Origin of the sequence: Flavobacterium sp. RSSB_23 (assembly GCF_051547145.1) — a bacterium.
Lineage (GTDB): Bacteria > Bacteroidota > Bacteroidia > Flavobacteriales > Flavobacteriaceae > Flavobacterium.
The window spans coordinates 27,852-41,727 of sequence record NZ_JBPTTO010000006.1; the positions used below are offsets into that span (position 1 = coordinate 27,852).

The following is a 13,876-nucleotide window of genomic DNA, read 5'->3' on the forward strand; positions in this document are numbered from 1 at the left end:
GATTTAACACAAATTAGTGTGAATTTTTAACCGCAAGGTTCGCAAAGGGAAAATCGCAAGGTTCGCAAAGTTTTGGCTTTGTGGTTTAATTGAAAAAAAAAAAATAGTGAATCTACTAAATCAATGCAAGAATTATGGCACGCAGATTTCGCGGATTTAAGTAGATAGATGGTGCAGGTGGTTTCAAAAAAATAGTAACGATTCAGCTTGTCTTGCTTTCAATTGGCTCCAGCTTTAGCTGGAGTTATGGGAATTGATTTCATTGGCTTTAGCCAAATAAAAACAGCTAATTTTGGCTAAAGCCTTAATCACTTTCAAATTTCACCCCTCTAAAGTTGGAGGCAATTAATGTCCAAAAAAACACCTTAATAGTAACAAAATGTAATTTATCATTCAACCGTTACTATCAAATTTCTTCCAAGTAAAAAACCTTGCTAATCGTATAGCCCCGACAGAAGGGAAAAACCTCGTGAGCTGGGGTTCAGCTCACGAGGTTTAGGAATGATGGCGGGAACGATGTGGCCTGAAAAAGCCTGATGATTCGCTCCTAATTTTAATTGAAATCGAAACGGATTCCCATTGAAATATTGTTTACGTCTATTGTATTGTTTTCGAATAAAGGGTTCAAGTCATATTTTATATACAAACTCGTTTCTTTGTAACCGATGTAAGAACTTAATCCGTAAATAAAATTATTAGTATTGAAATCTCCTTTGGTTTTTTGATAAATCTTCTCATCGTTTTCGCGATATTCTATTTTTTGTTTGGATTTCAAATTAATTCCTGCATATCCTCCTACCCCAAATCGAACTGATTTATGTGTTCTGAATTGACGCTTGTCGTCGTTCATTGTACTGCCAGAAAAATCGAATTCTAAGTGCATAGGAACCACTAAATAAACGTTTCTAAAACGAGATTCTTTGAGGTCTTTTGAGTATACTTCTAGATTGGTTTGGTTTCCATTTACTACAAAAGTTCGGTTATTTGTAGGACGTAAATTATTGTACATTACGGACATCCCGTACTTGAAATGCAGCAAGTTATTGTCTTTTAGGATTCTGGTGTTGTAGGTAGTTCCCCACTCATAAAAATGCGAACCCATAAACTTAAAATCTTCGTCTTGTATCTTGCCGTCGACCATAACATTGTTCAAACCTGCAGCAAAAACAAACTGGCTAGTCGTTCTTTTTTCACCAAATTTTCTTTCTTTCTTTTTATTTCTAAAGTTGAAATCGTCGTCCCAATGAATAACGAGTGTGCGAGAGGAATCTTGTTCTTTGATTTTACCATCCACTTTTAGCTGTACCAATTCGTTCAATTGTTCTTGTTCTTTGGCAACTCTGGCTTCGATATTGATGGCTCTAGCTTCGGCCAATACTTTCTTTTTCTCGTCGGCTTTTTCTTTGGTGATTGTACCTGCTTGTAACTGAAGATTTACGGCTTCGATTTCTTCTTTTAGCGCTGCTTTTTCTTCTTTGGTAATTTTTTCAATGCGTGTTGCGATTTCCTTAGCTCTTTTTTCGAAGGATTCTTGCCCTATCATTTTGCTGGCTAAAAGACAGAATAAGGCGGCTAGATAAATGGTAAAATTTCTCATGATTACTAGTTTTTAAAAATTTGATTGATGATTGATTGTTTTTTATTCTTGATTGTTTCTATTGGCCAAAGCCACTTTTACGGTTTGATAATTTTTATTGACTTTTGCAATTACTTTTTCTCTAAAAGAGAGTTCTAATTCTCCATCAACTTGAGACAATAAAGAAGATGGGTCGACTTGTATTTTTTGCTTTTTTTGAATTCCTGTAGCTATTACTGGCACATTTTCGTCTATTGCAGCAATAGCTTGATGTTCTGTGTTTTTTTCGATAGTAGTACTAATTTGATTGTTGGTGGTTGTGATTTGATTGTTGATTGAAAGCACCTGATGCGTATTTTTTGTGATTGTATTTTGGTTATTGGTAGCCATAGACACGTTTGTTGCCAAGTCAGATTTAGGCTGAACACTTACTTCGTTTGTTGGTTCAATAGAAGGTTGTGTTGTAACCGAATCTTTATCTTCTGTAGAAGTCACCACAATTTCTTGAGATGGTGTTATAACATTACTTTCTTTTGATGTGTTAAAAAAAAGCGTTCCTACCAATAGTAGTCCCGTAACACTTGCCGCCACATACCACCAAGTCATTTTTTTCTTTGGCTTTTCTTGGACAGACAACATGGCGTCTAATCGGTCCCAAGCTTGAGCTGAGGGAGCAATTTCTCGATTGGAAAGCTTCTCTTTGGCTTGTTGTTCAAAATTATTTAGTTCCATTTTGCTTATTTTTTAAGCAGTTAATCTGCTGTTGTAACATTTTTCTAGCGTGCGACAATTGTGATTTTGAAGTTCCTTCAGAAATACCAAGCAATTGAGCAATTTCCTGATGCTTGTATCCTTCTATCGCATATAAATTAAAGACCATTTTATACCCTTCTGGAAGTGTATCGATTAAGGTTTGAATTTCTTCTACCGAGAACTGGTCTCCAATGGCATCAAAACTTTCCTCAACAAAAAACTCGTCTTCGGTATATTTCATTTTTTTATTAACTCTTAAAAAAGAAATACATTCATTGACCATAATTCTGCGTATCCAACCTTCGAAACTTCCTTTGTGTTCAAAATTTCTTAGATTCACAAAAACCTTCATAAATGCGGTAATCATTACATCTTCTGCTTGATGAATATCTTTGATATACTGTCTGCAAACTCCTAACATTTTTGAAGAAAATTTAGAATACAACTGTTGTTGCGCCTGCCTATTGTTTTCAATGGCAAGTTGAATCAATTTTTGTTCTTCATGATGTAATGGAATTACTTTCATATAATAAAACGTATTGGTCAGCAGTTGTTGTTTTTGTAAAACCGACTTCTATTAGCATAGACGAGGCAAGCAACAAAAAGGTTGCATGCAGTTGTTTTATTTTTGATAAAAAAAATAGAAACACCAATGATTACGGCACTTTACAGACGAAAAAAAAAATTATTTTTTTCTTTCGATTACATAATTGACCATTAAGGTCAAGGCCGATTTATAATCTGAAGTAGGGAAATTTTCAAGAATAGCTAATGCTTCTTGTTGAAAATCAATCATTTTTTGTTCGGCATACGAAAGTCCGCCATGGTTAACTACAAAGGCAATGACTTCTTTTACTCTTTTTTTGTTTTTGTTGTGGTTTTTGATGGAGTTAATCAACCAACTTTTTTCGTTTGTCGTGCACGTATTTAGAACATGAATTAAAGGCAAAGTCATTTTTTGCTCTTTGATATCGATTCCAGTTGGTTTACCGATAGCATCTTCGGTGTAATCGAACAAATCGTCTTTAATTTGAAAAGCCATACCTATAAGCTCTCCAAACTTGCGCATTTGTTCAACAACAACTTCATTATCACTAACAGATCTAGCGCCTAAAGCACAGCAAGCAGCAATAAGTGTAGCTGTTTTTTTTCGGATTATTTCGTAATATACTTCTTCAGTAATATCAAGTCTTCTGGCTTTTTCTATTTGCAACAATTCACCTTCGCTCATTTCGCGAACGGCTACAGAAATGATTCGTAGCAAATCGAAATCGCCATGATCTATAGACAATAACAAACCTTTGGACAACAAATAATCACCAACTAAAACCGCAATTTTATTTTTCCATAAAGCGTTAATAGAGAAAAAACCTCTACGGCGATTGCTATCATCCACTACATCATCATGTACTAAAGTAGCGGTATGAATCAGCTCAATCACACAAGCACCTCGATAAGTACGCTCTTCTACTGTTCCTCCAGAAATCATCTTTGCAGTAAGAAAAACAAACATCGGACGCATTTGTTTTCCTTTTCTGTTTACGATGTAATACGTAATTCGATTGAGTAAGGCTACTTTTGAAGACATTGATTCATAGAACTTTTTCTCGAAAAGTTCCATTTCATCAAAGATGGGTTGTTTTATTTGTGAGGTAATATTCATTTAGGATTCAAATATAGCACATAAAATAAAAAAAGACATACATAGTACAAGTTTAAATTTACATGATTAAATTTCAATTGTTACGCTTCTTTATTTGCTAATTGTCCGCAAGCAGCATCAATGTCTTTGCCTCTACTTCTTCTCACTTTGACAACGACACCAATAGCCTGCAAGGCTTTAATATAAGCAGCTATCGTCTCTTCAGATGCTTGCTGAAACTCCCCATCATCAATAGGATTGTATTCTATAAGATTGACTTTGCAAGGCACATATTTACAAAATTTCACCAAGGCATCGATTGAAGCTTTATCATCATTGATTCCTTTCCAAACCACATATTCATAGGACACCTTGCTTTTGGTTTTGCGGTACCAATATTCTAGAGATTCCCTCAATTCTTTCAAAGGAAAATTGGCACTAAAAGGCATAATTCTAGCTCGAGTTTCATCTATGGCAGAATGAAGTGAAACCGCCAATTTGAATTTAACCTCATCATCGGCTAATTTTTTTATCATTTTTGGTATTCCAGAGGTAGACACCATAATTCGCTTTGGAGACATGCCTAAACCTTCTGGAGAAGTAATCATTTCTATGGCTTTCAAAACATTATTATAATTCATCAATGGCTCGCCCATTCCCATAAAAACAATATTAGACAAGGGATGATTATAATAGAGCCTACTCTCTTTATCAATAGCAATTACTTGGTCGTAAATTTCGGCTGGTTCTAAATTTCGCATTCTTTTTAATCGTGCTGTTGCGCAAAAATTGCAATCTAGACTGCAGCCAACTTGACTCGAAACACAAGCGGTAGTTCTTGTTTCGGTAGGAATTAAAACGGATTCAACTACTAATCCATCATGCAAACGAACGGCGTTTTTTACTGTACCATCTTCACTGCGTTGCATTGTATCAACTTTGATATGATTAATGACAAAGTGTGCTTCTAAAATAGCTCTCGTAGCTTTAGACACATTTGTCATGTCCTCGAAACTATGAGCTCCTTTGGTCCATAACCATTCATATACTTGATTCCCACGAAAAGCCTTGTCGCCATTATTTACAAAAAAGTCGCGCAATTCTTCTTTAGATAATGCTCTAATATCTTTTTTCTCGATTTCCATGCTGCAAATTTATTCAATTTTTAATGTTTTGAATTCAATTTCACTTATTAATAGAATTTATTCTAGCAAAAGCAAGAAAATGGATTTCAAAAGAAATCGAATGAAAACAACTTTTTTTTGAGAATACAATTAAAATCATAAAAAAAGTGACTGCTTTTTTGAATAAATAAAAAAAAAGCAAGTAAACGAAATGCGACAATTCTTATTAATTTAAAATGTTTTTTGTTCTTATTGAAACCATTTCTAAATAAAAAGTCAACGAAATCGATGTAAAAATGTTAAAAGAATCTTAAAATTTACAAGAATGACTTTTATCATATTCCAGTAAGTACAATGTAGCGAAATTTGCTATATAAATAACACAAAAAGGATAAAGCTGTAAAAAATAACTAAAATCCTTTGAATTATTAAGAATACAACAATAATTATTAAATATACAACAATGAAGCCAACTACAATTAAAGCCGTTTTTTTAACATTTGCTTTAGCTTTGATTAATATCACTGCCTTTGCACAAAAGAGTTACACACTAGATAACAAGACTAGTTTTTCAGTTCTAGGAACTTCAACATTACATGACTGGGAAATGACTTCGGTTTCCAAAACAGGTAATGCAAATCTTACCGTAACTGATTCAAAAGTTGCTGACATAAATTCCATCACTATTGATTTAGCAGTAGAAACTATTAAAAGTGGAAAAAGCGGAATGGATAAAATAGCTTACGAAACGCTAAATGCTAAAAAATTCAAAACCATTAAATATGTTTTGAAAACTGCTACAAAAGTTAACGAAACTACATGGAACTTAACAGGAACCTACACCATTGCAGGAGTTAGCAAAGACTTAAAAACGCAAATAAAAGTAGCCGTAGTAAATGGAGTAGTTAACATTCAGGGTTCCAACAAAATCACTTTTGACGAATTTGGAATGAAAGCACCTACTGCCTTATTGGGTACTATCAAAACAGGAAAAGATCTAACAATAAAATTCAATCTTAATTACAAATAAAACTAACAACAATGAGAGTAATTTATTTTTTAGCAGCCGCTTTATTAAGCTTAACTGCTGCGCAAGCACAAGACCGATTTGGACAAATACAAAACTTAATTCCAAGAGACAAAACAGGTATCAATCAATTTGATGTAAAAAAAGACTCTGTTGAATTCAAAGGTTTAAGTATCGATTTAGGAGCCGCATTTGCTTTACAATTTCAAGCAATAAACTCTTTCAACGGTCACAAAGGAACCTCTTTTACTAACCCAAATAATAATGCTGCTATTACAGGTTATAAACTAAACAATTTGGCTAATAACTTGAATCTTCCAACTGCAAACATGACCATTGGTGCTCAATTATATGATGGTGTTCGCGTTAACTTAGATTTGTATTTAGCTGCAAGACACCACAATGAAACATGGGTAAAAGGTGGGTATTTACAAATCGACAAATTAGACTTTATCCAAAAAGACTTCTTGAAAGATTTCATGAAATATGCGACTATCAAAATCGGTCAAATGGAGAACAACTATGGTGATGCTCACTTTAGAAGATCTGATAATGGTAATGCAATGATGAATCCTTTTATTGAAAGTAACATTATGGATTCATTTACTACTGAGCCTGGAATTGAAGTATACTACAACAGAAATGGATTAGTAAGTATGATTGGAGTTACCAACTCTAAATTGAACCAAAACGTAGCAGAATTTGTTCCTGGAACTCCTTCAGCTGCTTTGCCAGACCAAAACACAACAATTAGCCCAACTATTTTAGCTAAATTAGGGTATGACAAACAATTGAATGATGACCTTAGAGTACGTTTGACAGGATCTTTGTACCACTGTGCTAACACAAGCGGTAACTTATATTCTTCTGAAAGAGCAGGTAGCCGTTACTATGGTGTAATGACTCACGCAGCTTACAAAAACGGAACTACAAATGTTACGAATAACCAAACTACTGATCTACAAGCAAATCATACAACAGGACGTTTTAATCCTGGATTTGGAAACTGGTTAACAGCTGTAATGTTCAACCCATTCATCAAATACCAAGGATTAGAATTCTTTGGAACAATTGAAATGGCATCTGGTGGTAACAAAAAAGGAATGGATGAAACTCGTACAGTAAATCAATTTGCTGGTGATGTTGTATACCGTTTTGGAAAAACAGAACAATTCTATGTTGGTGGAAGATACAACACTGTTTCTGGTAAATTAGACAACGCTAATACAGACAAAATTACAATCAACCGTTTCGAAGCTTCTGCAGGTTGGTTCATGACTAAAAACATCTTGTCAAAATTAGCATATGTAAACCAAAACTATAAAGGTTACAGCCAATTTGAAGCAAATGGAAATCCAAATGACTTGTACCAAGGTAAATTCAAAGGATTAATGTTTGAAGCTGTTATCACTTTCTAATACAAAATGAATAACAAATTAATAATTGGATTATTGGGTGTAGTACTTCTCTTTACATTGGGAAGTGCTGCACCCAATTTTCATTCTTATGATTCCTCTATTATAATAAACAAAATTGAAATAAATATAACTGGAATGTCAACGGTAGGTAAATACAATTGTAGTACGACTTTTTTCAAAAAGGACACTATTGTACTTAATGTTGCCAACAAAAATTGTATTAAAGCCGAAATTCCAATGGTCAAATTTGATTGTGGAAACAGAATCATGACCAAAGATTTACAATCTACTGTAAAAACTACACAATTCCCTTCAAGCTTTGTAACCATATCTGATATAAAAACCTATGGTAATTACTACAAATGCAACCTCACCTTTTTGATTACCAACAAAACACTGAGATACAAAGATTTTGTTTTGACAAAAGACAATAACAAAATTCAGGGAATAATTGCACTAAACTTCTCAGATGTTGGGCTTATCCCTCCTGTTAAAATGGGTGGTCTTATAAAAGTAAAAGACCAAATCGCAGTCAATTTTAGTCTTCATAAATTTTAGAAAAACAAAAAAACAAAGAGTAATAGCAAGTAACCACTTATTAAAGGTGGTTTTTTCATTTTAAGAAAAAAATAGTCATTGAACGAGTTTTAAAACCGTTTAACGTAAAAGTTTTAAATCTGAAAAAAAAGAATTTAGTTTTGACTAACTGCTTTTCATTTAAGACCTTTACTATGAAAAAAACGATACTATATACTTTACTTTTATCTTCCTTACTTAATTTTTCACAAACTCCCATTCATGACTTTAGTTTTGACGGCACTTTAGTAAACGTTGAAAAAACAACTACTTTTATGGGGAATGCGAAATTCACCAAAGACCGTTCAGGAGTAGACAAGAAAGCAATTCGACTTACCAACGAAGGTTTGGCAGCAAACATTGGTAACTTACCGCAAACCAATTCGCCTAGAACAATTACCCTTTGGATAAAATTTAATGATATTACCAACTCAAATTATATTTGGGGTTATGGTGCTGCTACAAATAATCAATATTGTGGGCTAATTCATCAAGGAACTAGTACCAACGAATCATTATTGAATATGGCTGCATGGGGCTATAAAAATGATTTTATAACAACAATTCCTTTATCTAAAGATGTATGGTACAACTATACCTATGTTTATGATGGAAGCTATGCCAGTATATACAGAAATGGTGTTTTGATTGAAAGTTTTAGTGCACCAAATAGGAACACCTTAGGGTCCATTTTTAAACTTGGGAACATAAATTCTTTAATTAGCATTAATGCAGATATTGATGAATTAAAGATTTACAATGTAGCTCTTAGTCATGATGAAATTGTAAACCAATACAATATTGGCTCCACATTAATAATAGCTGAATCTGCACCTATCGTCAAAAAAGGAAAAGGAATTTCTAAAAGTAAACCTTCTAGCACAAAAGCAATTGCTTTGAACAAATAATTCATTACTAAATCTAAAAGAGTACTAATGCTTTTTCCCGAAACATTCTTACTCTTTTTTTTATGAAATCAACTTTTGTTTTTGAACAACACAAAAATCATTTATTAAGAAAAAACCCTTTTTAATTGTGAGTTAAATTTAATTTTATAAATTTACACTTAGTTAAAAGCTTGATTTAAAATAAATTACAATTATAAACTTATTTATATCACTTGAGTAAAAAAAATTCACACTCTACTATTTGTTTATAATTTGCAGTTTTAGCCTCGCCCCAAGTTAGTTTTTGAACATTATTTATTAAAAGAAAACGAATAAATTCTTATTCACTTAAATAGTAACTAATCAAAAATGAACATGAAAACAATCCCTTACTTTATCTTGAATTGCTTTCTTATCTGTACCTTATGGACAGCAAAAGCACAAAAAAATTATGTGTTAGATGCGAAGACTAACTTCATAGTTTTAGGAACCTCAACCATGCACGATTGGGAAATGAACTCAACGGCAAAAAACGGAACAGCATCCCTTACTGTTGCAGATGGAAAGTTAACCGACATCAAATCCATTACTATTGATTTACCTGTAGAAACCATCAAAAGCGGCAAAAACGGAATGGATAAAATTGCTTATGAAACTTTGAATGCCAAAAAATTCAAAACCATAAAATACCTTTTGAAAGACGCTGACAAAGTAAATGAAACCACTTGGAACCTCACTGGTACTTACACCATTAACGGTGTTAGCAAAGAAGTAAAAACGCAAGTAAAATCGAGTGTTTCGGGTGGAATTGTAACACTTCAAGGGAACAACAAAATCACATTTGATCAATTTGGAATGAAAGCACCAACCGCTTTGTTAGGAACGATTAAAACGGGAAAAGATTTAACGTTAAAATTTACACTTAATTTTAAATAAACCAACTATGAAACTAACAACCACTTTAACCGCAACCTTGATTTTTGCCATAGCGGCAAATGCTCAGGATCGTTTTGGGCAAATACAAAATTTAATTCCAAGAGATAAAAATGGAATCAATGTTTTTGATGTAAAAAAAGATGATGTAGAATTCAAAGGCTTAAGTATTGATATTGGCGCTGCTTTTTCATTACAATTTCAAGGAGTAAAATCATTCAACGACCATCCTACAGGGAATTTTCAAAATAATAACGCTGGCCAAATCACTAATTACCGTTTAAACAACCTTGAAAACAATTTTAATTTACCAACTGCCAATATGACTATTGGCGCACAATTATTTGATGGTGTTCGAGTAAATCTTGATTTGTATTTGGCCTCAAGACATCACAACGAAACCTGGGTAAAAGGAGGCTATTTGCAAATTGACAAACTAGATTTCATTAAAAAAGATTTCCTTGCCGATGTTATGAAATACACCACCATCAAAATTGGACAAATGGAAAACAACTATGGTGACGCCCATTTTAGAAGATCTGACAATGGAAATTCATTGGTAAATCCATTCGTAGGAAATAATATTATGGATGCATTCATTACAGAGATGGGAATGGAAGTGTATTATAACCGTGGTGGCTTAGTAAGTATGATTGGAGTAACCAACTCTAAATTGAACCAAAACGTTCAAGAAATCGTACCCGCCAACCCAACCCCAGCAGCACCTGACCCAAACACCACTATAAGTCCAACAATCTTAGCTAAACTAGGTTATGACAAACAAATTAATGATGATTTAAGATTACGTATTACTGGATCATTATACCATACTGCCAATTCAAGCGGTAATCTTTACTCTTCTGATCGCGCAGGAAGCCGTTTTTATGGAGTAATGAGTCACGCTGCTTACACTGGTCCAAATGGAGCCGTTACTAATAACTTTGATCCTGCTGCCAATAAAGACACAGGCCGCTTCAACCCTGGATTTGGTAACTGGGCAACCTCATATATGATTAATCCGTTTATAAAATTTAAAGGACTAGAATTTTTTGCAACACTTGAGTTTGCCTCTGGTGGAGATGGTAGAGGTGTTGACGACAAAAGAACTGTAAACCAATATGTGGCTGATGTTGTATACCGTTTTGGAGGTAATGAAAAATTCTACGTTGGAGCCCGTTACAATGTGGTTGATGGAAAACTAAAAAATGCCGATGCCAACAATATTTCAATAAATCGATTTGAAACTGCTGCAGGATGGTTTATGACTAAAAATATTTTAGCTAAATTTGTCTACGTAAGTCAAAATTATAAAGATTTCCCGCAATTTGTAGGTGGAAATCCAAACGACTTATATGGCGGAAAATTTAACGGAATATTGTTCGAAGCAGTAATCACCTTCTAATAAATGCAACAAAAAATATCTTTATTTTTAATTGGTTTGGCACTTATCTTATTAACGGTAAGTGCCAAACCTTTTTATTTTTATCAAAAACTACCAAAAGTAATTCATAAGATAGAGATTAAAATTAAAGGGAATTCTACCGTTGGAAAATATACTTGTGCGACTATTTTGTACAAGAAAGATACCCTAAACATAGAAGCCTTAGAAAAGAACATCATTAAAGCTACCATCCCAATGACCAGCATTGATTGTGGCCATAGAATAATGACCAAAGATTTACAAAGCACCGTAAAAGTCAAAACGTTCCCGAATAGCTACGTAACCATTAGCAATCTAAAATATACAGCCAATAACACTTACAAATGCACTCTGGTTTTTACTTTAACCAATAAAACACTGACTTACAAAGATTTTGTGTTGACCTATTCCAAATCAACTCAGCAGGCAACAGGTATATTACCGCTTACCTTCTCTGATTTAGGTTTAAGTCCGCCTGTAAAAATGGGTGGAATCATAAAAGTTAAAAATGAGATTGAAGTAAACTTTGATTTGTTTTTCAAATAAAGAATCAACTTAGCGGGCGAATTAATACCTTTGCGGTTAGAACAAAAAAGACTTCAAATGCATTTTTTATCTCAAGATTTAGAGGATTATATTGAGCAACATTCAGAAAAAGAGCCTGCACATCTAGCGGCCTTGAACAAAGAAACCTACCAAAAAATTTTATTACCTAGAATGCTAAGCGGTCATTTTCAGGGAAGAGTTTTGAGTATGCTTTCTAAACTGATTCGACCTAAAAATATTCTTGAAATTGGAACTTACACTGGCTACTCGGCTTTGTGTTTGTGCGAAGGAATGCAAGAAAATGGACAACTACACACGATAGACATCAAAGAAGAATTGGTTGATTTTCAGCGTAAACATTTTGACAAATCGGCTTGGGGACATCAAATTGTGCAGCATTTAGGAGAAGGAACCGATATTATCCCAACCATTGATTTGACATTTGACTTGGTTTTTATTGATGCCGACAAAGAAAACTACTTGAACTATTTTGAACTTATCGTTCCGAAAATGAACAAAGGCGGAATCATTTTATCAGACAATGTTTTGTGGAGTGGTAAAGTTGTGGAGCCTTTGCAAAAAAATGATTTGAGTACCAAAGTCTTATTAGAATACAATCAACTCTTAGCCAAGGACCCAAGAGTGGAAACCGTTTTGCTTCCTATTCGAGATGGACTGACAGTGAGCAGAGTACTTTAAATTCCTAAAAGTATACATACGTCTTATCAAAATACGATACCTAGCCCAGATGGGAATGAAAATCCTTTTGGGTTGAACGGTATTTTTTCTTGACTAAAAAAAGCGACTGGAAGAAGCTCTTTTTTGGTCTTAGAAAAAAACTGTTTCAAACCAAAAGATTGTAATGTACAGCTGGATAATGCTCCTAATTAGTAATTGGAAAGTACTTTTTTTGAAGAATTTGATACCCTTTATAGGTTAAAAAACCAAAGGTAAAGCCGCAAAAATATCCTGTAAGAATGTCTAATGGATAGTGCAAACCTAAATAAATTCGGCTATAGGCAAAAATCAAAGGCCATAAAAAGAGTAGCCCGAAATACGGAAACTTTTTTCGCAACACCAAAAACAAGAAGGTCGCCACCGCCATAGAATTGGCCGCGTGTCCTGAGAAAAAACTAAAGGAATTTCTGGATTGTACGACGCGAATTAGACTATTGATGTCGGTATTATTGCAAGGACGCAAACGCTGCACAGTATTTTTGACCAAATTGGTTGTCTGGTCAGTAAAAGCAATTAAAACCGCAACAAAGAGTAATAAAAAGAGTGTTTGCTTGGCTCCTACTTTTTTGTAAATGATGTATAAAAGCAACAAAAATAAGGGAGTCCAGTTGACTTGTTTGGTAATGAATAACCACAAACCATCATAGGTCTCAGAACCCAAACCATTTAAAAAAACAAACAACTGAATGTCTAATGCTTCTAGCTTTTCTAACATTACATTTGTCTTTTTATTGGTCCTTCGATTTCGTTAACATCTTCAGTAGTAGTGTCTGTTGGTTTTCCTTCGACTGTGTTTGCTGCATTGGTAATTTCGGAAGTGAAATTATTGGCAAAACCCGTAATCGAATTGGCGGAATCACCCAATAGATTTTGTTTGGCTTTATCTATTTCGGAATTGATTCCTCCAGTTAAATCGGTTAATGTTTTTTGGTCCAATCCGTTGGCCTCTGCTCCTTTTTGAATTTCATTTTTAATATCGTTTGTAGCGTGTTTTAGCTGTGCCATCGCTTTGCCCATAGTACGAGCAATTTCTGGCACTTTATCAGAACCGAACAACATCAAAACGATAAACATTATAAAAATTAATTCTCCTCCTCCTATTCCAAACATAAGGTTGATTTTTTTGTTGCGACAAATATATTAATTTTAATACAGTTGCTTTTTAAATATTTCATAAAAAAGAGGAGCTGTGACAATTGACACAACACCTCTTCCTGTACTAATAATTTAATTGCT

Annotated in this window: 15 protein-coding genes; 8 read left to right on the forward strand and 7 right to left on the reverse strand. The window is 33.8% G+C overall.

Features of this window, described 5'->3' with window-relative positions; all coding sequences use genetic code 11:
• Nucleotides 1–553: 553 nt before the first annotated feature.
• The 5 genes from ACSVH9_RS10580 to rlmN all read right to left on the reverse strand — a co-directional run bounded on the left by ACSVH9_RS10580 (nt 554) and on the right by rlmN (nt 5,116).
• Nucleotides 554–1,597, reverse strand: coding sequence for a hypothetical protein (locus ACSVH9_RS10580; protein ID WP_438063686.1), 1,044 nt, complete (start codon nt 1,595–1,597; stop codon nt 554–556).
• A gap of 42 nt (nt 1,598–1,639) precedes the next feature.
• Nucleotides 1,640–2,308: a hypothetical protein gene (locus tag ACSVH9_RS10585; RefSeq protein WP_438063687.1), complete on the reverse strand. Its 669-nt coding sequence runs from the start codon at nt 2,306–2,308 to the stop codon at nt 1,640–1,642.
• Nucleotides 2,295–2,855 (reverse strand): RNA polymerase sigma factor, encoded by a 561-nt coding sequence (locus ACSVH9_RS10590; RefSeq protein WP_315174395.1) that lies wholly within the window; start codon nt 2,853–2,855, stop codon nt 2,295–2,297. The genes ACSVH9_RS10585 and ACSVH9_RS10590 overlap by 14 nt, the downstream gene beginning before the upstream one ends.
• A gap of 159 nt (nt 2,856–3,014) precedes the next feature.
• Entirely contained in the window at nt 3,015–3,992 is a 978-nt protein-coding gene (locus tag ACSVH9_RS10595; RefSeq protein WP_438063688.1) for a polyprenyl synthetase family protein, read from the reverse strand.
• An 80-nt stretch (nt 3,993–4,072) separates the two neighbouring features.
• Nucleotides 4,073–5,116: a 23S rRNA (adenine(2503)-C(2))-methyltransferase RlmN gene (gene rlmN, locus ACSVH9_RS10600; RefSeq protein WP_438063689.1), complete on the reverse strand. Its 1,044-nt coding sequence runs from the start codon at nt 5,114–5,116 to the stop codon at nt 4,073–4,075.
• A 442-nt stretch (nt 5,117–5,558) separates the two neighbouring features.
• Here rlmN and ACSVH9_RS10605 point away from each other — a divergent pair, with 442 nt between their 5' ends.
• The 8 genes from ACSVH9_RS10605 (at nt 5,559) to ACSVH9_RS10640 (ending at nt 12,601) form a co-directional block, all read left to right on the forward strand.
• Nucleotides 5,559–6,125, forward strand: coding sequence for a YceI family protein (locus ACSVH9_RS10605; RefSeq protein ID WP_438063690.1), 567 nt, complete (start codon nt 5,559–5,561; stop codon nt 6,123–6,125).
• Between the two features lie 11 nt (nt 6,126–6,136).
• Nucleotides 6,137–7,540, forward strand: a complete 1,404-nt coding sequence (locus tag ACSVH9_RS10610; RefSeq protein WP_438063691.1) for a hypothetical protein — start codon at nt 6,137–6,139, stop codon at nt 7,538–7,540.
• Nucleotides 7,541–7,546: 6 nt separating this feature from the next.
• Entirely contained in the window at nt 7,547–8,098 is a 552-nt protein-coding gene (locus ACSVH9_RS10615) for a hypothetical protein (RefSeq protein ID WP_438063692.1), read from the forward strand.
• Between the two features lie 173 nt (nt 8,099–8,271).
• On the forward strand, nt 8,272–9,024 hold the full coding sequence (locus ACSVH9_RS10620; RefSeq protein ID WP_438063693.1) for a LamG domain-containing protein: 753 nt from the start codon (nt 8,272–8,274) through the stop codon (nt 9,022–9,024).
• A 354-nt stretch (nt 9,025–9,378) separates the two neighbouring features.
• Nucleotides 9,379–9,939, forward strand: coding sequence for a YceI family protein (locus ACSVH9_RS10625; RefSeq protein ID WP_438063694.1), 561 nt, complete (start codon nt 9,379–9,381; stop codon nt 9,937–9,939).
• Between the two features lie 7 nt (nt 9,940–9,946).
• Entirely contained in the window at nt 9,947–11,338 is a 1,392-nt protein-coding gene (locus ACSVH9_RS10630; RefSeq protein WP_438063695.1) for a hypothetical protein, read from the forward strand.
• 3 nt (nt 11,339–11,341) lie between these two features.
• Entirely contained in the window at nt 11,342–11,902 is a 561-nt protein-coding gene (locus tag ACSVH9_RS10635; RefSeq protein WP_315174378.1) for a YceI family protein, read from the forward strand.
• 57 nt (nt 11,903–11,959) lie between these two features.
• On the forward strand, nt 11,960–12,601 hold the full coding sequence (locus tag ACSVH9_RS10640; protein ID WP_438063696.1) for an O-methyltransferase: 642 nt from the start codon (nt 11,960–11,962) through the stop codon (nt 12,599–12,601).
• Between the two features lie 184 nt (nt 12,602–12,785).
• Here the strand turns inward: ACSVH9_RS10640 and ACSVH9_RS10645 are convergent, their stop codons facing one another.
• Together ACSVH9_RS10645 and ACSVH9_RS10650 are read right to left on the reverse strand one after the other, a co-directional pair.
• Complete coding sequence (locus ACSVH9_RS10645; protein WP_438063697.1) at nt 12,786–13,355, reverse strand: phosphatase PAP2 family protein; 570 nt, start codon at nt 13,353–13,355, stop codon at nt 12,786–12,788.
• Nucleotides 13,355–13,750, reverse strand: a complete 396-nt coding sequence (locus ACSVH9_RS10650; protein ID WP_315174374.1) for a twin-arginine translocase TatA/TatE family subunit — start codon at nt 13,748–13,750, stop codon at nt 13,355–13,357. The genes ACSVH9_RS10645 and ACSVH9_RS10650 overlap by 1 nt, the downstream gene beginning before the upstream one ends.
• Between the last annotated feature and the right edge of the window lie 126 nt (nt 13,751–13,876).

What these genes read in the sequence shown, in the direction of transcription:
- ACSVH9_RS10580 (WP_438063686.1), bottom strand. Translation starts at nt 1,597, where the DNA reads ATGAGAAATTTTACCATTTATCTAGCCGCCTTATTCTGTCTTTTAGCC.
- ACSVH9_RS10625 (WP_438063694.1), top strand. Translation starts at nt 9,379, where the DNA reads ATGAAAACAATCCCTTACTTTATCTTGAATTGCTTTCTTATCTGTACC.
- ACSVH9_RS10650 (WP_315174374.1), bottom strand. Translation starts at nt 13,750, where the DNA reads ATGTTTGGAATAGGAGGAGGAGAATTAATTTTTATAATGTTTATCGTT.
- ACSVH9_RS10610 (WP_438063691.1), top strand. Translation starts at nt 6,137, where the DNA reads ATGAGAGTAATTTATTTTTTAGCAGCCGCTTTATTAAGCTTAACTGCT.
- rlmN (WP_438063689.1), bottom strand. Translation starts at nt 5,116, where the DNA reads ATGGAAATCGAGAAAAAAGATATTAGAGCATTATCTAAAGAAGAATTG.
- ACSVH9_RS10605 (WP_438063690.1), top strand. Translation starts at nt 5,559, where the DNA reads ATGAAGCCAACTACAATTAAAGCCGTTTTTTTAACATTTGCTTTAGCT.
- ACSVH9_RS10620 (WP_438063693.1), top strand. Translation starts at nt 8,272, where the DNA reads ATGAAAAAAACGATACTATATACTTTACTTTTATCTTCCTTACTTAAT.
- ACSVH9_RS10640 (WP_438063696.1), top strand. Translation starts at nt 11,960, where the DNA reads ATGCATTTTTTATCTCAAGATTTAGAGGATTATATTGAGCAACATTCA.
- ACSVH9_RS10635 (WP_315174378.1), top strand. Translation starts at nt 11,342, where the DNA reads ATGCAACAAAAAATATCTTTATTTTTAATTGGTTTGGCACTTATCTTA.
- ACSVH9_RS10590 (WP_315174395.1), bottom strand. Translation starts at nt 2,855, where the DNA reads ATGAAAGTAATTCCATTACATCATGAAGAACAAAAATTGATTCAACTT.
- ACSVH9_RS10615 (WP_438063692.1), top strand. Translation starts at nt 7,547, where the DNA reads ATGAATAACAAATTAATAATTGGATTATTGGGTGTAGTACTTCTCTTT.
- ACSVH9_RS10595 (WP_438063688.1), bottom strand. Translation starts at nt 3,992, where the DNA reads ATGAATATTACCTCACAAATAAAACAACCCATCTTTGATGAAATGGAA.
- ACSVH9_RS10645 (WP_438063697.1), bottom strand. Translation starts at nt 13,355, where the DNA reads ATGTTAGAAAAGCTAGAAGCATTAGACATTCAGTTGTTTGTTTTTTTA.
- ACSVH9_RS10630 (WP_438063695.1), top strand. Translation starts at nt 9,947, where the DNA reads ATGAAACTAACAACCACTTTAACCGCAACCTTGATTTTTGCCATAGCG.
- ACSVH9_RS10585 (WP_438063687.1), bottom strand. Translation starts at nt 2,308, where the DNA reads ATGGAACTAAATAATTTTGAACAACAAGCCAAAGAGAAGCTTTCCAAT.